Here is a 25,303-nt window from a genome sequence, read left to right as displayed (position 1 = left end):
GTTAATTTTTATTCAACGACTAATGAAAGAAATCTTTCATTTTCTCGAAAAATCCTTTCTCATTCTTTCCCGGTTTGGGTTGGAAGTTGGGAGAAGATTTTAGTTTTTCGAGAATACTGCGTTCTTCGGCGCTGAGTTGCTTAGGCGTCCAGATATTGACGTGAATCAATTGGTCACCGCGACCGTAGCCGTTGAGTTCTTTGATGCCTTTTCCTTTGAGGCGTAGGATTTTTCCACCCTGTACTCCCGCTTCAATTGGCACGCGGGCTTTTCCGTCGAGGGTAGGTACCTCGGCCGTAGTGCCCAGGGCGGCATCTACGAAGTTGAGGTGAAGGTCATAGACGAGGTTGTTGCCGTCGCGCTTTAGTTGTTCGTCTTCTTCCTCTTCTACCACGATGAGCAAATCGCCCGCCACGCCGCCTCGGGGTGGTACGTTTCCTTTGCCACTCATCGAAAGCTGCATTCCGTCGGCTACACCGCCAGGGATTTTGATGCTGATTACGTCCTCTTCCAATACACGACCTTCGCCTGCGCAAATTTCGCAACGGTCGGTTACTATTTTACCTTCACCGTTACAGGTAGGGCAGGTGCTGGTCGAAACCATTTGCCCAAGCATCGTGCTTACCACTTTTCGCACCTGACCGTTGCCGTTACAAGTGGTACAGGTTTTGAGGGAAGCGCCGTTTTTTGAGCCGTTGCCGCCGCAAGTGTTACAGCCAACGTAGCGTTTTACTTTAATTTTCTTTTCAGCTCCTTCGGCTACTTCGCGCAAATCGAGTTTTAACTTGATACGCAGGTCGGTGCCACGCCGTACGCGGCGTCCGCCGCCCCCGCCACCATTGCCGAAAATATCGCCAAATGGTGATGCATCACCGAAAATATCGCCGAATTGTGAAAATATGTCATTGATATCAAAGCCTTGACCTCCGCCAAAACCGCCATTTCCACCCATGCCAGCGTGGCCAAACTGGTCGTAGCGCTTGCGTTTTTCAGGGTCACTCAAGACCCCGTATGCCTCGGCTGCTTCCTTAAACTTCTCTTCGGCAGAAGGGTCGTCGGGGTTTTTGTCGGGGTGATACTTAATCGCCAGCTTACGGTAGGCTTTCTTTATTTCATCATCTGCCGCCGTTTTGCCAACGCCAAGAATTTCGTAATAATCTCTTTTTTGTGCCATTTTTTTTTGTGTTAATCGTTACCGCGCGGGCGGTTCCGCTGTCATTAGTTATCTGACATAAGTTTACTCCGATTAACGGTTAAAGATAACGGATAACCTAATTAACTTCCTACGACCACTTTAGCGTATCTAATTACTTTTTCATTTAAAAAATACCCCTTCTCAACTTCATCAATCACTTTGCCTTTCAAGTCGTCGCTTGGGGCGGGGAACTGCGTGATGGATTCGTGCAAATCAGCGTCAAATGTTTCACCTTTAGAAACCATTGGTTTGAGGCCTCGGTTTTCCAATGTCTTTGAGAACTTTGTATAAATTAACCCAACTCCTTCTTTTAACGGCACAATGTCGGTTGTTGTTTCAAAAGAAGACATGGCACGTTCAAAGTCGTCGACGATGGGCAATACCGCCTTCATCAATTCTTCGTTGGCGGTTGAAATCAATTCCAATTTTTCTTTGGCGGTGCGGCGACGGAAGTTTTCAAAATCAGCATATAGGCGCAGGTATTTGTCTTTCAGCTCCGTAATTTCAGCCTGTAATTTTTCGGTTTCCGTGGTTTCTGTTTCCTGAGCTATTTCTACGGGAGTTTCCGTGCCCTCTACGGGTGCTGTCGTTTCGTCCGTAGTTATGTCATTTCCGTTGTCTGTTGTCATAATAAATAGGTGTACGCTACTGTTCAATATTTTCTACAAATGTCGGCAATTTCTTTGCCACTACCTCAAAAGCTGACAGATTGGCAGGGTAATGCAAGTCTTAATAAATGAGCGCCTGACTTTGTTAGCGTGTGTTTATTGAAAAAATAACATCCCTATTAGGCTTTTTTTGATGGGGTGGAATTCTTCCTAAGAAATCAAGTTTCGTTGATTTTCTATTTTGGTCGGTATATTTTGATGCACACTTAAGGAGATTTTTTTGCCGCCGTCTATTTATAATCAGTAAGTTAGCTAGGGGAGGTGCGTGACCTTCTAAAATATTTTTCGTCTGATGATAAAAGCCTAAAAAGGATGAAACAAACGTTACTCATTAAAAAAGAACACGCCTCATCACCCAAAAGAAGCTATATGTCTCCGAGGCTTCGTACGATAGGTCAGGTAAAAAAAATGACTGCTAAAATAGGGAGTCAATTTGATGCGCTGACAGGTACAAATTCACTCACTCCTTAGTGTATTATTAACCTTTTTATTCCCGATTTTATGAAGAAAATCTATCTTAGTCTATTCTTGGTATTTATTTGGTTGAAGGGTTTCTCAGCGGGTGAAATCGCCTTTGTTTCTTTTCAATCAGATGATCCAGATTCTTTTTCGTGGGTGTCGTTGGTGCCGATTCCCGGAGGAACGACAATTCTTTTTACCGATAATGGCTGGAACGGTACGGCTTTTCGGACCAGCGAAGGGGTTTTGACATGGACCGCACCAGCAGGAGGCGTACCTGCGGGGACGGTGGTGACAATCACGGGAGGAGCAACCGCATCCATCGGAACCGTTACTTCTTCAGGAACGTATGCATTATCTACCGCAGGAGACCAATTATTTGCCTTCAAAGGTACGTTAGCATCTCCTACCTTTATCGCTGGAATAAATTTCGGAAGTACGGGTTGGGATGATACCGCAGCTAGTACAAATTCAAGCGCTTTACCAGCAGCATTAACGAATGGTTCCAACGCAGTTGCGGTAGGTAATCAGGACAATGGGCGCTTTAATTGCAGTGACGGAAGTGTAATGGGGAACATCGCCACTATCGGGTCAACCATTAACACGGCCACTAATTGGACTATAAATGCGGACATCCTGAGTCCGGCGGTAAGTGCCTGTACTTACACAAGTTCTAGCCTTCCTGTGCGCCTTATATCTTTCAAATCAGAGGCACAATCTGCCGTTATTGAACTCACTTGGCAAACGGGAGAGGAGATAAACAATAGTCATTTTGAAATTGAACGTAGTAGCAATGCCCAAAACTTTGAAGCGATTGGGCGCATCATGGGCACTGGCAACAGCACCGCAAAGCAGATTTATTCTTATGTGGACGTTTCTCCAAAAATAGGTCTTAATTATTACCGTCTAAAACAAGTTGATTTAGACGGACAATTTGAATATAGTCGCATTGTATCTGCACGATTGACTGGATTTGGCCTTTTTAAGGCTTATCCTAACCCCGTTGTGGAAATTTTGACGATTGAACTCCCTTCCGAGTCAACAATTGAGTCGGCTTGTTTGATAGACTTAACGGGTCGTAAAGTAAGGGAGTTTTCCGATAGTAATGTATCAGTGGAAGGTGTTGAAAACGGGATGTATACGCTTCAGGTCAAAACAAAAGATGGACGGACTTTTCAGCAACGGGTTTTGAAAATAAACTGACAATCTGTTCATTAGGTTATTGCATCAACGGTTATGTCTGGTATTTGTGGAATTGTCTATTTTGATGGGAGGAAGGTACAGGAAGAACTTCAGGCAATGACCTGTGCCATACAGCACCGAGGAAGTGACAGAATTCGAGTAATAAAAAACGAGAATATCGGCTTTGTACATTTACAACTGAACGTTTCTGTAAACACAGCGACTGATTCATCCCCTATTGTTGATAAAAACGGCGTTTGGTGCGTAGCTGATGCTCGAATAGATAATCGTGCAGCATTGCTAACTCAATTATTGCCTTCTCTACCCAGCAGTGAAGCAGCGAGTTTGGGTAATACTGCCCTCCTTTTGGCGGCTTACGCGCATTGGGGAGAGGAAATGCTTTTTCATCTAATTGGCGACTTTGCATTCGTTTTATGGGATGAGTCGCGCCAAAAACTCATTGCTGGACGAGACCATTGTGCGGCACGACCGTTGTATTACTGTTATCAACCTGGTAGTTTTGTTGCTTTTGCTTCGGAAATCAAGTCTTTGTTAACGCTTCCAGAAGTTTCTAACGAATTTAATTTTGATAAAATCCACCGTTATTTGGAATGGGCCTCGTCTTTGAGACCCTACAGAGCGGAGACTTTTTATAAAAATATTCATTCGTTGCCACCTGCCCACTTACTGACCGTGGAGGCACACGCGTTTAAATCCCGTTTTTGTTGGAATTTGAAATTGGAGCGTTTTGCCTATCTCCGTACCGATGAAGAATTCATTGAAGCATTCAAAACAACGTTTTTAGAAGCAATACGGTGTCGGCTTCAAACGTCATATCCTGTAAGTGCGCATTTGAGTGGTGGGCTAGATTCTTCTTCCGTTTGTGCCACCGCCCATCACCTGCTCGGACAAGAACTGCACACACTCCACTTCGACATGGGAGAGGCCAAACAAGCAGAGGAAAAACGATTTGCCGAACGTATACTTCAATGGGGTATTTATCAGCATCAGTACATCAGTCCAATGACTGATTTGATGGCTTCTGTACAGACGCTAGTCACTCTTCTTGACCGTCCCGACCATTTTACGCTTTTGCCCACCTATCATTTGGCGGCGGCTGAGGCTATAAAAAAGCAAGGAAGCCGTATCCTCTTGACAGGACATGACGGCGATAGTGTGGTGGGATACGGAAAAACTTATCCTATGCGGTTGCTTCAAAGCCAAAGGTGGGGAGAGTTTAAAGAATTAATGAAACAATACGCTCAAATTGCGGATTTTAGCCATCGTTTTGAACAATGGCCTGAATGGCCCTTATCAAAAAGGTATGCATTTATCTTGCGGAGTTATACCCAGAGATATTTTGTAAAAATAGCAAAAAATAAAGAATGGAAACGCTTAACAAAGGAAGGATGGGAAAGTGTCAAAGCGCTGAAAATGTTGCCTTTTGGAGTGAATGCGCTGTTGCTTTATGGGGGGCTAAATTGGATTAGAAAATATAAGAAAAAACAAAAGTTTATTGTCGAAACAGACTATGGGTTTTTGCCCGAACAGGCGCATTTAGTGGCCGATATTCTCCACGAAGGGATGTTGGAAGGTACAGAAGAGTTTGAACAGATTGCCGCGCACTATGGCTACGAAGCGGCTCATCCTTTTTATGACAAACGGCTAATTGAATTGTGTTTGGTCATCCCCGATCGCCTGAAATTTGACCGTGGCTATGGACGTGGACCCCTCAGGGCCATGATGAAAGAAATACTACACGACGAGGTCCGGTTACGAACCAGCAAGGCCCTGATGAATCAGCCTGTTAAAATGCAAATTAGCCAGCATCAGCGCGAAATCACTGGTCTATTTGGACAGGCGCGACAACTGCTACCATTGTTATTTACCGAAACGCAGGCCCTTATTTTGGATGGCTATTTTAAACGAGCCTTGAAAGAAATGGCTAAGAAATCATCAGACAGTATACACCTTTGCGTGCGAGAAATTCATTTGGCCCAGTGGCTGCTGAACCAAAAACGTTCCTAGAAACTGCCACGGTCGTAGAACGAGCGGCGGCGAGAGAGTTTTAAGTCACGTAGCAGTGCCGATTTGGCCCGGATTTCAAACGAATAGTTGTTGGCCCGAATGCCCGAACCCGCAAATGGTGTCCAGTTAAACGACATTTCCCAGCAGTGTAGGTCGCGGGTGATGCCGATATTGGTGATGGAAGGGGCTTTGGCAACAACATCGACGCCCGTATCAAACACAAATTTCCAGTTGGGCGTAAGGCTGAAATCACCGTTGACGCGCAAAGCCTGAATGGTGGTTCCTTTGGACAGCCCTTGGCGTGAGTACCCAAAGTTATAACTTAAATTGAGCGTCCAAGGAATGTTGAAGTCTACGTAGGCGTCTGGGTTGGCATTGATGAGGCGCTGTTGCTCTTCGGTATTTGGAGTGTTGGCTTTTTTGGGCTTATCGGAGCCTTTGGGTGCAAAACGAGTGCTTAGTGCTACATTGACGTTGTTGAGCCGGGCCAATCCTTGCTTTTCAGTAAACGACCAGCGGTTGATTTTTCTACCTACTGTACCATAAAGTTCGTCTTTTACGTAGGCGTACGGGTCAAAATTGGCCGAAAAGTTAAAGTTCAAATTCTTGAAAAGCTGGGCATTGGCGTTGAGGCTAATGTCCGACATTTTCAATGAATCAGCCAGCAGGTTATAAGAGCCGTTTAGGCTGAGGTTGTCCAGAATAGATTTTTTTTCAAACTGCTTACCCGTTGAATCTGATTTGGGACGCATTTTGGCTTCAAATAAGTTGTTCAAACTCCACGAAATACCCGCCGCAGAGGTGCCCGAAGTGGTGAGGTTACCACCAATGGTGCGGTAGCGATTCAGGTACCTCACGTCGCCGCGTTGGTTGACGACGGTTTTCTCAAAAAGATTTGATTGGTCAGGAACGTAGCTGAAACTGGCCGAAGGAATTAAAGTGTGTCGAATGGCTTCCAGTCGTTTGCCGTGAAAAAAGAAGGTGCCGTATACTCGGGTGTTCATGCTGGCGCTAAACGAAACGTTGTTGGCAAAGTAAAAGCCCTGAAGGGTATCGACCTTCACTTTGTTGTTGCCCATGTACTCATATTTGAACTTCTTAGTAAAGGTTTCTCCCGACAGTGAAATGCCAGGGGTAATGTTGATGTAGCGGAATAACTTGATATTGGGTAATGAAATCGGGACCGAAAAGCGCCCAGTGAGTTGACCATTTTTAATGAATTCGGGTAAACTCTGGGAGTTTAAGGCGTAGGTAGTAGGTGCTCCTGATTCTGGGGTAACTACCGTGGGTGGGTTAAAGAGCGAAAATCCCAGCCGGGCCGTAGAAGTATCAGCGAAAACCTTGGTATTGTTGGCACTGATACCGCCGCTAAAATCCATTCCTAAACGGAAGCTTTCGTACCATGCACCTGTGCCGCCTTTTAGGGCAAACGGCGCAATTTGGTTAATTCCAAAGTTGAAGTCAATCCCTGCATCTAGCGCACCAGGGTCGGTATTGGTCACGCGTCCCAACGAATCTCGGGTTTCTTTGGAACGGTCTGGAAACCGCTGGTTGACGCGGATGCTGCTTCCTATACGGGCAAATTGCCCAAATTGCTTGTTGTACTGGACCGACGAACTCGCCACGTTTTGGATGTACCGCGTGGTGCTAAATTCATTAAACTGATTAAAGCTGTTGCTTCCGATGTTGACCGAAGCGCCAAAACTTGAGGTCCCTCGTGGCACGGGCGCATGACTCCACGTGAGGCTGAAATCATTGCGCGGTCTGTTCAAGGCTTTCACTTCATTTCCTTGCAAATTGCGGTTGAAGCGCGCGTTAAAACTTCCGCTGTAACGGTATTTTTGGGCATAAGTCGAGGCAACTCCTAAACCCCAACTTCCTTTAGAATAAATCTGCCCCGTAAAATTCATGTTGATTTTTTCGCTGATGGCCCAGTAATAGCCACCATCGCGCAGGTAATATCCCCGACCGTTGGGCTCTTCGCCGTATTGAGGCATAATGATACCCGAAGTGCCGATTTCTTTTTTCTTTGGAACGGGAAAAAAACCAAATGGCAAGCCCACGGGCAGAGGTACATCGGCAATGACCAAGTGGAAAGGCCCAGAGATGACCTGTTTTTCGGGAATAACCTTGATTTTTCTGGCTGCAATGTGAAAGTGAGGCTGGGCTAAGTTGCAGGTGGTATAAATTGAGCCTCTCACGTACATATTGTTTTCTTCGTCTTTTTTGACGGTTGTGCCCCGGATATTACCGTCGCCTTGTTGGGTTACAATACCTTTGATAAACCCTTTTTTACTTTTAAAATTATACCGGAGTTCTTTGGTATCGTATTTTTCGCCGTTGTCCTGAAAGATGGGCTGCCCAATCCACTTTTTAGCGGTTGAATCGTAATTGCCTCGCGCAAATACCTCGTTGGTTTTCCAGTTGAGACGGATATAGTCGGCATCCAAAATGATGGCCCCATACGTGACGTTTGCTTTACCATACAAATGAACTTCCTGCTGCCCTGGGTCCATGACGGTTGAGTCTTGGGCGCTGTATTTTACGGTACTTTTTAAATCACTGTCGGATTGGAGTGAATCGGTTTGGGTGCTGTCGGCATTGATACCCACGGCAGAAATGACCTTCGGAACCACTGGAGTGGCCCTTTTCATAGAATCCAAAAAAACGGGAGTGGATAGTCTTTTGGGGGCTAATACCTGTGAAAAAGCCTCAAAGCCAACCCCCAGAAAGGTCAGCCAGAGAAGGCTTATAGCCACACGCGCACTGATTTTACGATTGGAAGAGAACAATTTTACACATGCTTTATTTGCAAAAGTACGTCTTTACAGGTTTGAAAAGGCCGAAACATTGTTAAAAGTTATTAAACGAATTAAAATTTTATCAATGAGATGAAAACAGGCATCAGTAAAAATCGGCGCTAAACGCCTTAAAAAGAGACATCTTCTAACCGTTCTTTTGAATGAAACATACCTATTTTCTGCCGGTGGTTGTATGTGCCGCATTCTTTGCTTTTCGCCTTCCGCAGCCTGTACCTGCTTCTGCTCCGATACAAACGAAAACCCCGCCCAATATCTTATGGATTACTTGCGAAGACATGAGTTTTCAATTGGGGGCTTACGGAAATAAACTGGTGAAAACGCCGAATATTGACCGTTTGGCGGCAGAAGGGGTTCGATTTACCAATGCCTTTGCCACCGCAGGGGTATGCGCTCCGAGCCGTTCGGCCATTATTACGGGCATGTATCAGCAGTCTATCGGCACCCAAAATATGCGCACGTTGGCGGCCTCAGCGGCGGCACTTGATGCCTATCCTCCTGGTTTTAAAGGTTATTCGGCGGTTGTGCCCGAAGAAGTAAAATGTTTCCCCGAATATCTACGGGCGGCGGGGTACTATTGCACCAACAATTCTAAAGAGGATTATCAGTTTCAAGCGCCCCCCACCGTTTGGGATGAAAGCAGCAACAAAGCCCACTGGCGCAACAGAACGGATAAAAATCAGCCTTTCTTTGCCATTTTTAATCTTACCGTCACGCACGAGTCGCAAGTTTGGGTGCGGGCCAAAGAGCCTTTATTGGTAAAACCAGAAGACGTGGTGTTGCCGCCGTATTATCCTGATGTACCAGAAGTGCGTCTGGACGTGGCGCGGCATTTGTCCAATGCCATGGTAATGGACGAACAAGCGGGTAAAATTCTAGCGCAGCTTCGAGAAGATGGCCTTGAGCAAAATACCATCGTTTTCTTTTATTCCGACCATGGCGACGGGCTACCTTTTGTAAAACGGGAAATCTATGACCGTGGCCTGCGGGTACCGTTTATTGTAAAAAATCCCTTTGAAAAAAGTAAAAAAGGCGTTGTCGATCACCGATTCATCAGTTTTGTAGACTTGGCCCCCACCGTTTTGTCATTGGTAGATTTGCCCATTCCCGCGCATTTGCAGGGGCAAGCGTTTCTGGGGAAACAGCAGGCACCTAAACCTCGTCAGTATACCTTCGCCGCCCGCGACCGGATGGATTCAGAATACGACCGCGTACGAACCGTGCGCGACAGCCGCTACCGATATGTGCGAAACTATATGCCCGAAAAGCCCTACTATCAAAATATTCAATACCGCTTGCAACAGCCTTCCATGCGGGCCATACTGGCGTTGAAAGAGCAGGGAAAACTCAATGCTGCTCAATCTTTGTGGTTTAGGCCGACCAAACCCAAAGAAGAATTGTATGATTGCCAAAAGGACCCCTATGAGTTCAATAACCTTGCAGAGCTACCTCAATACCAACCCAAACTGAAAGAATTGCGGAAAGTATACGAAGCGTGGATTCAGAAGGTCGGTGATACCGCCGTCGAACCCGAAATGGAGATGGTGCGCCGTTGGTGGAACGGTAAAGAGCAGGCGCCCGTCACGGAAACGCCCAAAATACAGCCTGAATTTTCTAAAATTACTTTATCTTGCGCCACCAAAGGCGCCTCGATTGGCTACAAACAACGTTGGAAAGACCCAAGCTGGAAAGTATATACGCAACCCATCAATGCCTCCGCAGGTGATTCGTTGTACGTGGTGGCGCATCGCATTGGTTATCAGAAAAGCCCCGTTGTAGTACTGAAACTCAATTAATAATTCACCGATAAAGAATAAATTCAAACCCACGTTCAAAACCCAAAAATACTATGTCAAAAACCCAAGTAGCCGTTGTAGGGCTCGGCTTTATTGGCCCCGCGCACATCGAAGCACTTCGCCGCTTGCCAGATGTTGAAGTCGTAGGTATTGCTGATTTTTCGGCTGAGATTGCACAGGCCCGCGCTAAGTCGCTGGGGATTCCCAAAGCCTACGATTCATTTGATGATTTGCTGAAAGACGATTCCATTGAGTGTGTTCACATCTGTACGCCCAACTTTTTGCACTACGAGCAATCGAAAAAAGCATTGTTGGCGGGCAAAAATGTGGTGTGTGAAAAACCCTTGGCCACCAACACCGAAGAAGCCGAAGAACTCGTAGAATTGGCGGATAAACTGGGATTGGTGAATGCTGTTCACTTCAATTTGCGCTACTATCCGCTCATTCGTCAGATGAAAACCATGCGCGAAAAAGGCGAATTAGGCGAGGTGTATTCAGTTCAGGGAAGCTATCTTCAGGATTGGTTGTTTCTGCCTACCGACTACAACTGGCGTTTGGAACCGTCGCAGTCGGGTGATTCACGGGCCGTGGCTGATATAGGCTCTCACTTGTTTGATTTGATTGAATACATCACCGGTTTGCACATCACGGAAGTAATGGCTGATTTTAATACCGTCCATAAAACCCGGATGAAGCCTAAAAAAGCGATTGCTACTTATTCCGGCAAGCTGTTACAGGCCGAAGACTACGAAGAGGTACCCATTACCACCGAAGATTACGCCTCTATTCTGTACCGTTTCGAAAACGGAAACAAGGGCGTTGCAACGGTCAGTCAGGTAGCAGCGGGACGTAAAAACCGCGCCACGCTTGAAATCAGCGGATCGAATCAAACCTTTAATTGGTGCTCAGAAGCGCCCAACGAAATGTGGATTGGGCGCCGCGACGGGTACAACCAGTCCTTGATTCGTGACCCAGCATTGGTGCACGAAGAAGTACGTCCTTTATTAACGTTTCCGGGTGGCCACAACGAAGGATTTCCCGATACGTCGAAGCAATTATTTAAGGAAGTTTATGCGGCCATTCGCAACGGTCGTCCCGAAAATCCGACGTATCCGACCTTTGCCGATGGGCTTCGCGAACTTAAATTGTGCGATAAAATCGTCCAAAGTAGCCGCGAGCAACGTTGGGTTCAAGTATAGATTCTGAGGAATAGTTGAACCGTTCTTGATACATATCGTTAAACGATGATAATATTTCCGTAATTTTGCGGAACGTTTTAACGAACTAAGTTCCATACCGCCACAGCCTTTAAACTCTTTTTTTAAGATTTTAAGTGATGTGGCGGTATGTTTTTTTTCTATTTTTAGCAACACAATTAACAAAAAGCTCATGGAGCGCATTAAGATTGCCGTTTTGGACATGTACGACGGTCATGCCAACGAAGGTATGCGTTGTATTAAAACATTGGTGGAGAATTTTCTGGCACAGGAGGAAATCGAAGGCAGTTATGAAGTGTTTGATGTTCGTCAAAAATGCGACGTCCCTGATTTAAGCTACGATATTTATATTTCATCGGGTGGGCCTGGAAATCCCGTGCCCGTAGGTGAGCCTTGGGAGAAGCCCTTTTTTATGTTGCTTGACCAAATTTGGCAACACAATCGCCAGCCGCACCATCCGCAAAAAAAACACTTGATGCTGATTTGTCATTCGTATCAAATGGCCTGTTTGCATTGGAACGTCGGTCTGGTATGTAAGCGGCGGTCAACGTCTTTTGGTATTTTTCCGATGCATAAAACTCAATTTGGGTTAAAAGAACCTGTTTTCGAACAATTGTTAGATCCATTCTTTGCCGTTGATTCGCGCGACTATCAAGTCATTGAGCCAAACTATCATGAGCTAGAACGCATGGGAGCCAAAGTGCTTTGCATCGAAAAAGAACGACCTCACGTAGCGCATTTGGAACGGGCCGTGATGGCGGTACGATTTTCACGGGAGATTTTCGGTACGCAGTTTCATCCCGAAGCCGACGGTGAAGGCATGTTGCGTCATTTTCAAAAAGAAGAAAAGCGGAGCTTGATTATTAAAAATTACGGTGAAGCCAAGTACAACGATATGGTCAATTCATTGCAAGACCCCGACAAAATCCTGCGCACCGAAGCGGCCATTATTCCCACTTTTCTTCAACGGGCGGCGGAGCAGTTGGTAGGAGCCCAGTTGGTGTAAATTTGGAGCTTTCATTTTAGTTAGAACAACTTATTGCAATTTTGTTTGGGTAAACGCCCTCTATAACCTATGATTTCTTCCCTAAGACAAACTTACAACGCTGCTTTTAGCGATGAAAAATACAATGAATTCATCAAAGGTATTCAGGCCGATTGGCCGGGTCAATTGGAGTTTCGAGTGGCAGAAACCCCCGTTTTTGTGCCAGCAGGCCTTAAAAACAAATTGATTGAAGCGGGAGAGTCTTTTATTGATGTGATTGTTGGGCCCCATTTTAAAGCCAAGACCCAGCACGCTATTCCGCCAGGGCAATTTGTCCCCCACGAAAATGACCATGCTTCGTTTTTAGCCATCGACTTTGCCGTTTGTAAAGATGAAAACGGTGAGTTGATGCCTCAATTGATTGAGTTGCAGGGTTTCCCATCTATTTTTGGATTCCAGACCTACGTGACCGAAAAATTCCGTGATTACTTTCCTGTTCCAGCCGAGTTCACTAACTATTTCAGCGGTATTTCCAATCAGGCAGAATACATTGCTAAGTTGAAAGCGGTGATTTTGGGGAATGAAAACCCCGAAAATGTGATTTTGTTGGAAATTTATCCGGAGCAGCAAAAGACCCGTATTGACTTTGCCGTGACCGAGGCCCTGTTGGGCGTAAAAGCTGTTTGTTATACTAAAATTAAAAAAGTAGGTCGTCAGCTTTTTTACGAGAAAGACGGCCAGACCATCGAAATCAAGCGCATCTACAACCGACTTATCTTTGATGATTTAAATAATTTCCCCGATCTTCAAACTGAGTTTGACCTCACGGATGATGTTGACGTGACGTGGGTAGGACACCCTAATTGGTTTTTTAGAATCAGTAAGTATACACTTCCGTATTTGAAAAGTCCTTATGTACCAGATACCCATTTTTTGAGTGAATACACCGATGATTTTCCCGAAGATTTAGAAAACTACGTGCTGAAACCGCTCTTTTCCTTTGCAGGGAGTGGCGTAAAAATCCAAGTTACGCGTCAGGATATTGAGGAAGTAACCGACCCCGAAAATTGGATTTTACAACGAAAAGTAACGTATGAGCCCGTCATTGAAGCACCAGATGGGTTGGTGAAATGTGAAATCAGAATGCTCTATGTTTGGGAGGATAATGCCCCACGTCCACAGCTATTGACGAGCCTAAGTCGGCTGAGTAGGGGCGAAATGATTGGGGTGAGATTCAATAAAGATTTTACGTGGGTAGGCGGAAGTACTTGTTTTTATCAACCTTAATGGGGGAGGGAACTCAATGCAAGTATCCCCTTTTTCAGGGGATTGAATCGCCCTGATGTTTTGACTTTTTAAGTATCAATCAGTACCTTTGTGCAGGTTTTTGAAGATATCTGCACTAATAGTCAATGGAACGGTTAGCCAATGAAAATACAGAAAGAAAAATATCCCTAAAAAAGGGTGATTTGCTTAATTATTCCAATGCGCAAATTTGTACTTTCTGTTGTTGAGCCATCTTTCACATTCTGCTCGAATCGGCTCAGGAGCTTAACCTAAACAATCACTCCCTTGCTTTTTTGTAGATACAACTAACAAAAATCTATTTTGGTAGTTTTTTGATTGAATAACCGCAATCGCCTTTTTTGCTTTTGCTTAGAAGGAATAGGTTGCTTTTAGATGTATACTTTAGTTTACCGTTTTTAATTTTCATTTTATCAACTCTAACAAATCAAATTGCATGAGACACACTTTACGTATTAGCTTGTGGATGCTGGTATGCTTGTCGTTCGTTGCCGTAAGGGCGCAGGACAAGGTCGTGACTGGAAAAGTCACCTCATCCGATGAGGGTGCTGGGCTACCGGGCGTTTCGATTACGGTAAAAGGCACCACGCGCGGTGCCAACTCCGACGCCGAAGGGAATTATCGTATTTCTATCCCTGACAATGCCACGCTGGTATTCAGCTTTGTCGGATTTTCTCCTTTGGAGGAAAAAGTAAACGGACGTTCGGTGATTAATGTTCAACTGACTCAGGATACCAAAACACTGAGCGAGATTGTGGTAACGGGTTTTGGTTCACAAATCAAGCGCGAATTGACGGGTAACATCGCTCAGGTAAAAGGAAAAGACATTGAAAATATGCCTACCCCAACCGTAGATGCCGCTTTGCAAGGAAAAGCCGCCGGGGTATTCATCAACTCAGGTTCGGGTAAATTGGGCCAAGCCGTAACAGTGCGCGTTCGCGGAAACTCCTCTATCAGCGCCAGCAGTCAGCCGCTGTATGTAGTAGACGGAACGCCTATCACTACGGGAGACTTCGGTAACTACGGCGGTGAAACCAACGCTTTAGCGGATATAAATCCAAACGATATTGAGTCTATCGAAGTATTGAAAGATGCCTCTGCGGGAGCAATCTACGGTGCCCGTGCCGCAAACGGGGTGGTGTTGATTACCACCAAACGCGGTAAGGCAGGAAAAACGAATGTTTCTTTCAATTTTCAAACTGGTTCGGCCACTGCCGCCCGTCGTTTGCCTTTCCTTAATTCTGAAGAATTTATTTCTTTTTATAAGCAAGCAGCTGGATACCGTGACCGTTTGGCCAATATTGATCCAAATGACCCAGATTCTTTTACTCAGTCTATCTTTGGAGCAGGCGGATTCTTGGATTATTACAGTTATGGTACCTACGGCACTCCCCAACAAGCCGATGTAAACTGGCAAGAACAGGCTTTTCAAAAAGCACCGATGCATCAGGCTGATTTGCAGTTGAGCGGTGGGAATGACAAAACACGGTTCTTTATCTCAGGTCAATACTTAGACCAGACAGGAACGATTATTGGTAACCGATTGAAGCGTATGTCGGGGCGCTTAAACCTTGATCACCAAGCCAACAACTGGCTTTCGGTCGGTTTGACAATGAACTTGGCCCGTACCGAAAACCAACGTTTGCCCGATGATAATGCCTTCTCTAACCCATTGCAGATGGCAGCATTGACACCACTGACGCCGTTTCTGGATCCCAACACGGGTCTTCCAGCGGGTACGCCTCCTGGTGACATTAACATTCCTTTGTACTACAACCCGATTATTTCAATCAACTACGCCAAATTTGTGGCAACGTCTATTCGTAACCTTACGAATGGTTATTTGCAGGCCAACATCTTTAAAGGCTTGAAATTCCGTAGTGAAGTAGGGGTTGACTTATTAAACCAGCAGGAAGAAGGATATTTCCAGAGCCAAACGGTACGTAACCAAACCCGGGCGACCAACGGTATCGGTGCCAACTACGGTACGTTTGTGACCAACTATAATACCAATAATTTCTTTGCGTACGACAATAGTTTCGGCCAACACGGAATCAGTGCTACGCTGGGGATGTCGTATCAACAATCGCAGACCAAGACCAACTTCATCGAAGGTACCCAGTTTCCTTCAAACTCCTACCAGCGGATTGCCAGTGCGGCAACCAAATCTGACGGTAGTAGTACCGAAACCAATTTCCGGTTCTTATCTTATTTTGCCCGTGCCAACTATAAATTTGCCGATAAATACTTACTCTCGGCCAGTGCACGTATCGACGGTTCTTCACGTTTCGGGGCCAACTCACGCTACAGTTTCTTCCCTGCGGTGTCGTTGGGATGGGTGCTGTCGGAAGAGAATTTCCTAAAGAATAATACTGTCATCAGCTTCCTAAAAGCCCGCGCTAGCTACGGTGGAACAGGTAACTCAGAAATCGGTAACTTCCCACAATTAGGCCTGTTTCAGGGTGATGCAGGGTACGCAGGTGCGGCAGGTCAGCGGCCTTCACAAATCGGAAACCCTGATTTGAGATGGGAAACAACCTATCAAACTGACTTTGGTATTGACTTTGGAATTCTTAACAACCGTATCAATGGTGAAATTGATTACTACGTTAAAAATACCTCTGGGTTGTTGCTGAACGTAAACATTCCTGCCACCACTGGTTTTGTAAGCCAAGTGCGTAACGTGGGTAAGTTGGAAAACAAGGGCTTTGAATTTGTGGTAAATACCCAAAACTTTGTGGGTAAATTTAAGTGGAATACGTCATTCAACTGGGCCAACAATAGAAACAAAGTGACTGATATTCAAGGTCAAGTCATTGAAGGCGGGATTCGTAACATGAACCGCGTGGTGGAAGGCCAGCCTATCGGAGTGTTTTACACGGTTGAGTATGCGGGTGTAAATCCTGATAACGGTGATGCATTGTTCTACAAAAATACTAAAGGTGCCGACGGCTCAATTGACAGAACAACGGTAACCAACTCGGGTTATAACTCTGCCCAGCGGGTAGTGGTTGGAAATCCCAACCCTAAATTTATCGGAGGTATTACCAACTCTTTCTCTTACAAGGGCATTGATTTGAGCGTATTCTTCAACGGAGTATATGGCAACCAAGTTAACTTTTATGGGGTAGGTCAGTATTCGTCGGCCAACGGTATTTATGAAGATAACCAAACCAAAGATCAGTTGAACGCTTGGACTCCAGAAAATCGTAACACCGACGTTCCAGAGGCCCGTTATCTGCGTGGCAACGGAAACCAGGCATCAAGTCGTTACATTTTTGATGGTTCGTATCTTCGTCTTCGTACGGCTACATTGAGCTACACACTGCCAACGAGCCTTGTCAATCGTGTAAAACTGGAAAGAGTGAAGGTCTATGTTTCTGGAATGAACTTAGCAACCTTTACCAATTACAAGGGTTGGGATCCTGAAGTAAGTGCCGATAGCTTTACCAGCAACTTTGCCATCGGTAACGATTTCTATACGCCGCCTCAGCCACGTACCATTTTGTTTGGTATCAATATTGGTTTGTAATATCCTCTCTAAAACGACTTTCAGAAAATGAATAGACTATTCAAATATAGCTTTTTAACCGCTGCGGCCATGACGCTGTTGAGCGGTTGCGACCAAAAACTCGATGTAGCACCCACTCAGAGTATTGATGATGTGGCTGCTTTGAGTACTTCCAAAGACGTTGAAGTGACCCTGATTGGTTGCTACGACGGTATTCAGGATGGTGATGTGTACGGGGGCGCTTTTCAGTACGTATCCGATTTATACGGTGATGCTGGAGAAATTCGTTTTGGCGGTACTTTTGCCAACTTATTAGAAATTTTTGATAAGCAATTAACCACCGCCAACTCAACCGCCAGCACTACGTGGATTGACTCTTACAATGCCATCAACCGTTGTAACAATGTATTGTCGGCGTTGGATAAGGTAGAAGAGGCCAAAAAGGCGCGTATTGAAGGTGAAGCACGTTTCATCCGTGGGGCTTTGTACTTTGAACTAGTACGTCTTTATGCCAAAACATGGGGCGATGGCGACAACGCCGCCAATGCAGGGGTACCGCTTGTGCTTGAGCCAACGCGTAGCGTAACCGATGCTGATTACAGAAAACGCAACAGCGTAGCCGAAGTGTACGCGCAGGTATTGGACGATTTAACCAAAGCCGAGAATTTATTGCCCGCTTCCAACACCATCTATGCCACCAAAAATGCCGCGGCTGGTATGTTGGCCCGGGTGTATTTGCAGCAGGGAAATTATGCCTCTGCCCGCGACGCCGCCAATCGCGTCATCACTTCTGGTCGTCAGCGTTTGGTGACTCCTTTCAGTTCTTTGTTTTATACATCTTTGAGAAACGGTGGAGCAAACCCCGCAGAATATATTTTCTCAACGACCGTAACCGCCCAAGATGGTGCCAATAGCCTTAATACGTTTTTTGGGACAGCAATAAGCTCAATTCCAGGTACCGCAGGTCGCGGCGATTTTCGTATTTTGCCCGCTCACCGTGCCCTTTATGGAGCAGGAGATACCCGAGGAGAATTTTTTGTCACTCCCCCAAGCAATTTAACGTATACCCAAAAGCACCTAGATCGTTTTGGGAATGTGCCAATCATGCGTTTGGCTGAGATGTATTTGATTCGTGCCGAAGCTAATTTCCGCCTTGGTACTACCGTGGGAGCGGCTCCTTTGGCAGATATTAATGCGATTCGTGCCAGAGCGGGTGCAACGGCTTTAACCGAGGTGACCATTGCTGATATTTTGAAAGAACGCAAGTTGGAACTGGCCTTTGAGGGTCACACATTGCACGATATTAAGCGTTTGAAAGGCAAAGTGGGCGCGTTGGACTTCAACAGCCCGCGCTTGATTTTCCCGATTCCGCAGCGTGAAATAGATGCAAATAAGCAATTGACACAAAACGTGGGTTACTAGAAACCGCTCCACGGTTTTGTTATTCTTAAAAACAAAAAACCTTCGGCCTGGGTCGAAGGTTTTTTGTTGATATTTGCAGCTGAAAAATGGAATTCTCAATGACCAACGCACTTTCTCACCGACAACAGCTTTTTTATAATCACCTCGCCCAAACCTCCGATTTCCCGTTGGCACTGGACATCGAACGGGCCGAGGGAATCTATTTATACGGTCAAAACGGCCAACGCTATATCGACATGATTTCGGGGATTGCCGTCAGCAACGTGGGGCATCGGCACCCAAAAGTATTGGAAGCTATTCATAATCAGTTGGATAAATACCTGCATTTGATGGTGTATGGCGAATACATCGAAACCCCGCAGGTCAAACTGGCCGAAGCGTTGGTTGAAACCTTGGCAGGGCTCAAAACCCTGCCAAGGTTCCGGTCATTAGACAATGTCTATTTTACCAACTCTGGCACTGAAGCCGTGGAAGGGGCCATGAAGTTGGCCAAGCGTTTTACCGGACGTTCCGAAATTATTTCCTGTTTTAATGCCTACCACGGCAGTACGCAGGGCGCGTTGAGTTTGGCGGGGGCGGAGTTTTTTAAGAGGAGTTTTCGGCCTTTATTACCTGATATTCGTCATATTCGGCACGGAGTGCTGGAAGATTTGGACAAAATTACGACCCGTACGGCAGCGGTGATTATTGAGGTGATTTCGGGAGAAGCGGGCGTGCGCGTACCCACCGAAGCCTACCACCAAGCCCTCCGAAAACGTTGCGACGAGACAGGCACCCTCCTGATTTTTGATGAAATTCAAACGGGTTTTGGCCGAACGGGTACCTTCTGGGCGTTTGAACACTACAATGTGGTGCCTGATGTGCTTTTGTGCGCTAAGGGCATGGGCGGCGGAATGCCCATCGGAGCCTTTATTTCGTCCAAAGAAATCATGTCGGTTTTTAAAAATAATCCGATTTTGGGTCATATAACTACTTTTGGCGGACATCCTGTGAGTTGTGCGGCATCGTTGGCTACGTTGGAAGTGGTACAGGATGTTTTGTATGGAACACAAGAAAACGAAGAAAAGCGGGGATGGAGCGTTAATGAAAAGGGAGATTTGATAAAAAGATTGTTGGTTCATCCCAAGATAAAAGAGATACGCGGCCGAGGGTTGATGTTGGCGGTGGAGTTTGAATCTTTTGATGTATTGAAACCCATCATCGACCGGGCCATTCAAAACAGTCAAAGTGGTAGTGGCGTTATCACGGATTGGTTCTTATTTTGTGATAATTCCATGAGGTTGGCGCCGCCTTTGGTTATTTCTGAAGCGCAGATTCGCGAAGCCTGCGCGATAATTTTGGAAGCGATTGATTAACAAATTTTGATACCTTTGCAGCGAAAGTCGTGACCCGATTTTTAACCTCCACCAATCTCAATTAATAACTAACGGAAAAAGTACCCAATGGACACCAGATTTTTAGGCGTAGGCGTTGCGCTTGTGACCCCTTTTGACGCTAACCACGATATTGATTTTCCTGCTCTCCAAAAACTCCTTCACTTTGTAAGCGATAGTGGCGTTAACTACCTTGTGGTACAGGGTACTACGGGAGAAACATCGACCACCACCGCACAGGAAAAACTCGATTTGTTGAAGTTTGTGCAGGAAAACAACCCTAAAAAGCTTCCCATTGTGTATGGGTTGGGAGGAAACAATACCCGCGCAGTGCTTGAAACATTCAAACAAACAGATTTGACGGGCGTCGATGCAGTTTTGTCGGTATGTCCTTACTATAATAAACCTTCGCAAAAAGGCCTGATTGCACATTTTACGGCTATTGCTGACGCAAGTCCCGTGCCCGTTTTTCTGTACAATGTACCTGGACGAACGGTGGTCAACATGAAGGTAGAAACCATCGCAGAATTGGCAAAGCACCCAAACATCATCGGTATCAAAGATGCGTGTGGAAATTTTGACCAGTACATGGAACTCGCCAGCGAGTGTCCGAAAGATTTTTTGTTGATATCAGGCGACGACAACCACGTGACGCCGATGGTGAGCGTGGGCTGGAGAGGGGTTATTTCGGTGATTGCCAATGCATTCCCGAAAGAATTTACCGAAATGACCTGGCACGCCCTCGAAGGCCGCATGGAAGAAGCCGCCGCGATTCAGTACCGTTTTCTGGATATGGACGCACCGTTGTACGCCGAGTCTAACCCCGTAGGAATCAAAAAGTGCCTCGAAATCAAAGGCATTTGCAGCAGTGAGGTCCGTTTGCCGTTGGTCAAAGCGTCAGACGAACTGGGGGTTACACTGAAAGCAATTATGGAAAAAGAAGGGCTGATGTAAGCTCTGTGACATTGATATACAAAGCAAAAGCGCGAGACCCAGTCTCGCGCTTTTGCTTTGTACTGGTGCAGGTTTTGAGAAACCTGCACCATGTTCTTGTTAAGGAACCATAAATACCGCGTTGGAAAACAGCAGTTTGCCGTTGTACCAGAAACCACGGAAGAGCGGGTCGTTGGCCATGTAAATCACCTTGCCGCGACCAATTTCTTCTACGCCGTAAAACAGTGCATTTTGTAGTTTTTCTTTGGCGTTTTTGCCCGTAAAGCCAGCCACGTAGCTATCTTTTTCTTTCTTCAAATACCCCACGTTCCAACCATCTTTCAGGAAGTCGTAGTTGTAAGTGTTGTTGACCAAAGCAAAGAAATGGTCAGGAAAACCAAAAGCTAGCGGGTGAGAATTGTCAAGTTTGATGCGGTAAATACTACCCGGGGTATCGTCAGAAACTGCTTCTCGCTCACGGTTGCCGTATACTTTGAGTGAGTCGGCCGATGTTTTTTTGTCCATTTTTTTGCCGTCCTCTTTTTTGTTTTTGAGACCAAATCCTTCTTTGTCGGCCAACAATGAGGTCGCGTTTTCTAACAAAATCAATTTGCCGCCCCCGCGCAACCACTCGCGCAGCACAGGGAATTGGCTTTCGCGCAGGATATTTGCACCAAACGAAGTAGGAATAATCAATACGTCCAGTTTCGCAAACGGTAAGCTGCTTGTAAAACGGCTGTTGGGATCAATCAGCGTGATGGGGTATTTGAGTTCTTGATCGAAGAAATGCCACACCTCACCCACGGCGGTCATTGAGGTGCCTTCGCCCGCAATCAGGCCGATGCGCGGAGCTGCTTTTAGGTTAAAGACATAATCAGAACCAAAATCAGAGCCTTTGGTCGCACCACCGCCCTCGGTGGCGTTGAGGGTTATGCCAAGTTTGGTGGCTTCTGCCCGAATGATTTTGTCAAAGGCCTCGCCTAGCTGCTCATTGCCTGCGCGGGTAATGACAAGCGTTCCTTGTGCGTAAGCTTTGCCGCCAATTTCAAACGGCTTTTCGGCCGCCCGAACGCGTATTTTTTGTTTGAGAACCGCGGCCAAAAACTTGGCATCTTCGGCTGACTTCCAATTGACAAGGTATGCGTAGGGCTTGTTTACCATGCCCGATGCGGGTTGAGTTGCGGAGGTTGGTTGCGCGCCAGGCGTAAGTTTCTCTTTAACACCGTAGGTTTTGGCCCCAAATGCCAATGGAACACACCACGACGTAATGTCATACGTCACCGAGTCTTCCAGTTTGGGCTTGGTTTCAAATAATATTTTCAACAGGTTGGATTTAGGCTGATAGGCGCTGATGACCAAATCGCCCGCGTCGGTTTTGAAGGCTTCGTCTTTTTGATTTAAGTAATTATAACCAGTCAATGACTTGGAGTCGGTGGCGTATCCGTAGCGAATCTGGTTTTTGTCCAACAACTCTTTCAATGCCTTGATGCGGCCTTCTTCACCAGCGGTTTTTATCACGTACGACTTATAAGTGCCAAGCGGGTTGTTTTGGTTACGGTCATAAAATTTAATGAATTCATCCACCACTTTAGCGGAGCGGTCGGCAATGGCTTCCATGGTGGCAATACTGGCTGCTGCCACGTGGGCTACGCGGTCGGTAAGGCGCAAGGTGTCGCCTTCTTCGGTGCGCTCATATGCCAATCCGGCGATGCCGCCGCCACCCTGTTCGTAGGTCATCGCAATGGCACCGTTGTAGGTAGGCCAAGTGTCGCCGTAGCTGGGGTAAAACAAATCGAAGCGCTCGCGGGTATAGTACAACCAGTTGTTGCGGTCAAAATAACGTTTGTTATAAGTTCCGACTACATCCTGCATTTCGCGTTGCCAAGGGGTAATATCTTCGTGGTAGGGCTTGGCCGAGGGTGCAAAATAATACGGACTGTTGGGACCCATTTCGTGAAAATCGCCGTGAACGTGCGGCATCCATTGGTGGTATACGGCAACCAACTGTTGCATGATTTCCTGCGTTTGCCAAGCCCAATCGCGGTTGGGGTCAAACAAATAGTGGTTGTAGCGACCACCTGGCCACGGCTCGCCGTGTTCCCAAGCGGAGGTATTGGCGTTGGGCGAAGTGCCTATTTTTTGGTTGTACCAGTTTACATACCGGTCGTGTCCGTCAGGATTGAGACAAGGCGCAAGAATGATAACGGCATTTTTTAGGATTTTGTCAGATACGGTTCCACCCGCCAATAGCTCATGTAAAACTTTGGGGAAAGCGGCTGAGTTGGTGGCTTCGTTGCCGTGTACGTTGTAGCTCATCCAAATCACTGCTGGGCGGGTTTTGCTCGTGGGCTGACCGGCCAACATTCCAATGCTTTTGAGGTGGTCGGTGCGAATTTGCTCCAAGTTCTTCATGTTTTCTTCGGAACTAACCACGACCATCATCAGCGGGCGTTTTTCAAACGTTTGTCCATACGACATCACTTTCACCTTGGCAGGAACCTGAGAGGCGGCATGGTCGGCGTATTGGTACAACCGATGCGTAGGAACCATTTGTTCGCCAGGGGCAAAACCGAAAAATTGTTGGGGAGATTGGAGTTGAGCAAAGGATTGAAGCGTCAGGAGTAATCCTGCTAAAATGAACGTAAATTTTCTCATTGGGTTTTGTTTGAAGATAAATGGCATTCTAAGGACTTTTGTAACAAAGATAGACAAACTTCTTTTGAATGTATTTGACAAATTTAGCCGTAGTAACCATAGAAAACGACGTATTGGTGCTTTTTAGAGAAACTAACTGTAACAACTTCATGAAATCTCGTCGTGACTTTCTTCTCAAGATTGGTGGCTCGGCGCTCACCCTGCCTTTGGTATCTGCACTGACCCCAGCACAGGCCGCCGTACTTCCTGAAACTAGCCCTGTAGCCGACAAACAACTTCGGGTGGTCTTGGTAGGCCTTGGAAGTTATGCAGAGCGGGTGGCTACTGCCATGAAAGACTGCAAAATAGCCAAGTTGGTGGGAGGAGTAACGGGAACACCCGAAAAAGTCGGGAAATGGTCGGATAAATTCGGTTTGGACAAAGCCAATTTCTACGATTATAAGGACTTTGAAAAAATCAAAGATAATCCCAACATCGACGCGGTCTACATTACGCTGCCCAATTCAATGCACCACGAATATACCCTTCGGGCCGCTAAAATGGGTAAACACGTCATCTGCGAAAAACCCATGAGCGTCAGCGTAAAACAGGCCCAAGAGATGATTGCCGCCTGTAAAAAAGCAAATGTGAAGCTATATATCGGCTACCGACTGCACTTCGAACCCTACACCCGCGAATTGATACGGATGCGAGAATCGGGTGAATTGGGCAAAATTATGCATGTAAACACTTACGACGGCTTCAAAAGCGGCAATCCTAATCAATGGCGACTCAAAAAAGCCCTCGCGGGAGGAGGTGCCCTGATGGATGTGGGTATTTATTGTATCAACGGTGCTCGCTACGCCACGGGTGAAGAACCCATTTGGGTTTCGGCCGAAGAAGCCAAAACTGACCCCGTAAAATTTAAGGAAGTAGACGAGACCGTGACCTGGCAAATGGGCTTTCCGAGTGGCGTAATAGCTTCTTGTTCAACTACTTATAATTTCAATAATTTTGAACGCCTTTATGTAATTGGCGAGAAGGGCTTTGTCGAACTCGGTCCTGCTTTTGGCTACGGCCCCATCAAAGGCCGCACCCACAAAGGCGAAATGAGCTGGGATACGACCAAAATGCACCAAACTTGGCAAATGGACGGCATGGCTGATTGTATTCTGAACGGAAAACCTGAGCCCAATATATCGGGCGAAGAAGGGTTGAAAGACATGAAAGTGATAGAAGCGATTTATAAATCCATCGCGGCGGGAGGTAAGAAAGTACCCGTTTAGCTTCTTAGCCACCTTATTCATCAAAAAAGGCTTGCCATCGGCAAGCCTTTTTTGATGAATAATTGTCCTGTTTTTTTATACTTCGTCAATAAAACTTCGGCCTGAAGGCGTCAAAAATGCGTCGTGTGCCTCGTCGGGTTGGCCATCATCGTGGGTGTTCTGAAGGATGGACCATTCTGGAAAGTCCTTGGCTTCCTGCGCTAAATTTCTTGGATTTTTTGGTTCATCATACACTTCGTTGGCGGCCTCGTTGGGCTGCTCGGCATCCGGAATCCACAAGTCAGAGGCAGAATTTCCGATGGATGCACTTGAATTGTTATTTGAGGGTGTTTGCATGTCTTTTATCGGTTTTGGAGGAATACATTGTCCTGTTTACAATAAAAAAAATGGACCACCTACCTTATGCCTGACTGGGCTATTTCTGTTTTTTGGGTCGGGTAGTTTATTACCCTTTTTGTAGAAAGTTGGGGCTGGCTTTTGCCCTCTTTTA

The 25,303-nt window shown here is 46.2% G+C and carries 16 protein-coding genes; 11 read left to right on the top strand and 5 right to left on the bottom strand.

Annotated elements, in window-relative coordinates:
• Positions 1-19: 19 nt before the first annotated feature.
• Positions 20-1,174 (bottom strand): molecular chaperone DnaJ, encoded by a 1,155-nt coding sequence (gene dnaJ / locus GVN20_RS23270; RefSeq protein ID WP_166560648.1) that lies wholly within the window; start codon positions 1,172-1,174, stop codon positions 20-22.
• 101 nt (positions 1,175-1,275) lie between these two features.
• The gene (locus GVN20_RS23265) at positions 1,276-1,824 is read right to left on the bottom strand and encodes a nucleotide exchange factor GrpE (protein ID WP_166560647.1); all 549 of its coding nucleotides are present in this window, start codon (positions 1,822-1,824) and stop codon (positions 1,276-1,278) included.
• Between the two features lie 540 nt (positions 1,825-2,364).
• Between GVN20_RS23265 and GVN20_RS23260 the strand changes: the two genes are divergently transcribed.
• Both GVN20_RS23260 and GVN20_RS23255 read left to right on the top strand, forming a co-directional pair.
• Positions 2,365-3,525, top strand: coding sequence for a T9SS type A sorting domain-containing protein (locus GVN20_RS23260; protein ID WP_166560646.1), 1,161 nt, complete (start codon positions 2,365-2,367; stop codon positions 3,523-3,525).
• Positions 3,526-3,558: 33 nt separating this feature from the next.
• Positions 3,559-5,532, top strand: coding sequence for an asparagine synthase-related protein (locus GVN20_RS23255; RefSeq protein WP_166560645.1), 1,974 nt, complete (start codon positions 3,559-3,561; stop codon positions 5,530-5,532).
• Here the strand turns inward: GVN20_RS23255 and GVN20_RS23250 are convergent.
• Complete coding sequence (locus GVN20_RS23250; RefSeq protein WP_310586849.1) at positions 5,529-8,291, bottom strand: putative LPS assembly protein LptD; 2,763 nt, start codon at positions 8,289-8,291, stop codon at positions 5,529-5,531. The two genes, GVN20_RS23255 and GVN20_RS23250, sit on opposite strands and share 4 nt — an antisense overlap.
• Before the next feature lie 203 nt (positions 8,292-8,494).
• Between GVN20_RS23250 and GVN20_RS23245 the strand changes: the two genes are divergently transcribed.
• The 8 genes from GVN20_RS23245 (at position 8,495) to dapA (ending at position 20,914) form a co-directional block, all read left to right on the top strand.
• The gene (locus GVN20_RS23245; RefSeq protein ID WP_166560643.1) at positions 8,495-10,147 is read left to right on the top strand and encodes a sulfatase-like hydrolase/transferase; all 1,653 of its coding nucleotides are present in this window, start codon (positions 8,495-8,497) and stop codon (positions 10,145-10,147) included.
• A gap of 53 nt (positions 10,148-10,200) precedes the next feature.
• Positions 10,201-11,346 carry a Gfo/Idh/MocA family protein gene (locus tag GVN20_RS23240; RefSeq protein ID WP_166560642.1) on the top strand — a complete coding sequence of 382 codons (1,146 nt, stop codon included), beginning with the start codon at positions 10,201-10,203 and terminating at the stop codon, positions 11,344-11,346.
• Between the two features lie 190 nt (positions 11,347-11,536).
• Positions 11,537-12,370 carry a type 1 glutamine amidotransferase gene (locus GVN20_RS23235; RefSeq protein WP_166560641.1) on the top strand — a complete coding sequence of 278 codons (834 nt, stop codon included), beginning with the start codon at positions 11,537-11,539 and terminating at the stop codon, positions 12,368-12,370.
• 69 nt (positions 12,371-12,439) lie between these two features.
• On the top strand, positions 12,440-13,636 hold the full coding sequence (locus GVN20_RS23230) for a hypothetical protein (protein ID WP_166560640.1): 1,197 nt from the start codon (positions 12,440-12,442) through the stop codon (positions 13,634-13,636).
• Positions 13,637-14,090: 454 nt separating this feature from the next.
• Positions 14,091-17,186 (top strand): TonB-dependent receptor, encoded by a 3,096-nt coding sequence (locus GVN20_RS23225; protein WP_166560639.1) that lies wholly within the window; start codon positions 14,091-14,093, stop codon positions 17,184-17,186.
• Positions 17,187-17,213: 27 nt separating this feature from the next.
• Complete coding sequence (locus GVN20_RS23220) at positions 17,214-18,587, top strand: RagB/SusD family nutrient uptake outer membrane protein (RefSeq protein ID WP_166560638.1); 1,374 nt, start codon at positions 17,214-17,216, stop codon at positions 18,585-18,587.
• 98 nt (positions 18,588-18,685) lie between these two features.
• Positions 18,686-19,942, top strand: a complete 1,257-nt coding sequence (locus GVN20_RS23215; RefSeq protein WP_166560637.1) for an aspartate aminotransferase family protein — start codon at positions 18,686-18,688, stop codon at positions 19,940-19,942.
• An 87-nt stretch (positions 19,943-20,029) separates the two neighbouring features.
• Positions 20,030-20,914 (top strand): 4-hydroxy-tetrahydrodipicolinate synthase, encoded by an 885-nt coding sequence (gene dapA / locus GVN20_RS23210; RefSeq protein ID WP_166560636.1) that lies wholly within the window; start codon positions 20,030-20,032, stop codon positions 20,912-20,914.
• A 99-nt stretch (positions 20,915-21,013) separates the two neighbouring features.
• Here the strand turns inward: dapA and GVN20_RS23205 are convergent, their stop codons facing one another.
• Positions 21,014-23,548, bottom strand: a complete 2,535-nt coding sequence (locus GVN20_RS23205) for a M14 metallopeptidase family protein (RefSeq protein WP_166560635.1) — start codon at positions 23,546-23,548, stop codon at positions 21,014-21,016.
• 149 nt (positions 23,549-23,697) lie between these two features.
• Between GVN20_RS23205 and GVN20_RS23200 the strand changes: the two genes are divergently transcribed.
• Positions 23,698-24,813, top strand: a complete 1,116-nt coding sequence (locus GVN20_RS23200; RefSeq protein WP_166560634.1) for a Gfo/Idh/MocA family protein — start codon at positions 23,698-23,700, stop codon at positions 24,811-24,813.
• A 75-nt stretch (positions 24,814-24,888) separates the two neighbouring features.
• Here the strand turns inward: GVN20_RS23200 and GVN20_RS23195 are convergent, their stop codons facing one another.
• A complete protein-coding gene (locus GVN20_RS23195) occupies positions 24,889-25,149 on the bottom strand; it encodes a hypothetical protein (RefSeq protein WP_166560633.1) in 261 nt (86 codons plus the stop codon).
• Positions 25,150-25,303: the final 154 nt, after the last annotated feature.

The organism is Runella sp. CRIBMP (assembly GCF_009905605.1).
Lineage (GTDB): Bacteria > Bacteroidota > Bacteroidia > Cytophagales > Spirosomataceae > Runella.
This window is presented reverse-complemented; position numbering and strand designations above follow the sequence as displayed.

Excerpts from the sequence above, each read along its gene's own strand:
- dnaJ (WP_166560648.1), bottom strand. The coding sequence starts at position 1,174 with ATGGCACAAAAAAGAGATTATTACGAAATTCTTGGCGTTGGCAAAACG.
- GVN20_RS23265 (WP_166560647.1), bottom strand. The coding sequence starts at position 1,824 with ATGACAACAGACAACGGAAATGACATAACTACGGACGAAACGACAGCA.
- GVN20_RS23260 (WP_166560646.1), top strand. The coding sequence starts at position 2,365 with ATGAAGAAAATCTATCTTAGTCTATTCTTGGTATTTATTTGGTTGAAG.
- GVN20_RS23255 (WP_166560645.1), top strand. The coding sequence starts at position 3,559 with ATGTCTGGTATTTGTGGAATTGTCTATTTTGATGGGAGGAAGGTACAG.
- GVN20_RS23245 (WP_166560643.1), top strand. The coding sequence starts at position 8,495 with ATGAAACATACCTATTTTCTGCCGGTGGTTGTATGTGCCGCATTCTTT.
- GVN20_RS23240 (WP_166560642.1), top strand. The coding sequence starts at position 10,201 with ATGTCAAAAACCCAAGTAGCCGTTGTAGGGCTCGGCTTTATTGGCCCC.
- GVN20_RS23235 (WP_166560641.1), top strand. The coding sequence starts at position 11,537 with ATGGAGCGCATTAAGATTGCCGTTTTGGACATGTACGACGGTCATGCC.
- GVN20_RS23230 (WP_166560640.1), top strand. The coding sequence starts at position 12,440 with ATGATTTCTTCCCTAAGACAAACTTACAACGCTGCTTTTAGCGATGAA.
- GVN20_RS23225 (WP_166560639.1), top strand. The coding sequence starts at position 14,091 with ATGAGACACACTTTACGTATTAGCTTGTGGATGCTGGTATGCTTGTCG.
- GVN20_RS23220 (WP_166560638.1), top strand. The coding sequence starts at position 17,214 with ATGAATAGACTATTCAAATATAGCTTTTTAACCGCTGCGGCCATGACG.
- GVN20_RS23215 (WP_166560637.1), top strand. The coding sequence starts at position 18,686 with ATGACCAACGCACTTTCTCACCGACAACAGCTTTTTTATAATCACCTC.
- dapA (WP_166560636.1), top strand. The coding sequence starts at position 20,030 with ATGGACACCAGATTTTTAGGCGTAGGCGTTGCGCTTGTGACCCCTTTT.
- GVN20_RS23205 (WP_166560635.1), bottom strand. The coding sequence starts at position 23,548 with ATGAGAAAATTTACGTTCATTTTAGCAGGATTACTCCTGACGCTTCAA.
- GVN20_RS23200 (WP_166560634.1), top strand. The coding sequence starts at position 23,698 with ATGAAATCTCGTCGTGACTTTCTTCTCAAGATTGGTGGCTCGGCGCTC.
- GVN20_RS23195 (WP_166560633.1), bottom strand. The coding sequence starts at position 25,149 with ATGCAAACACCCTCAAATAACAATTCAAGTGCATCCATCGGAAATTCT.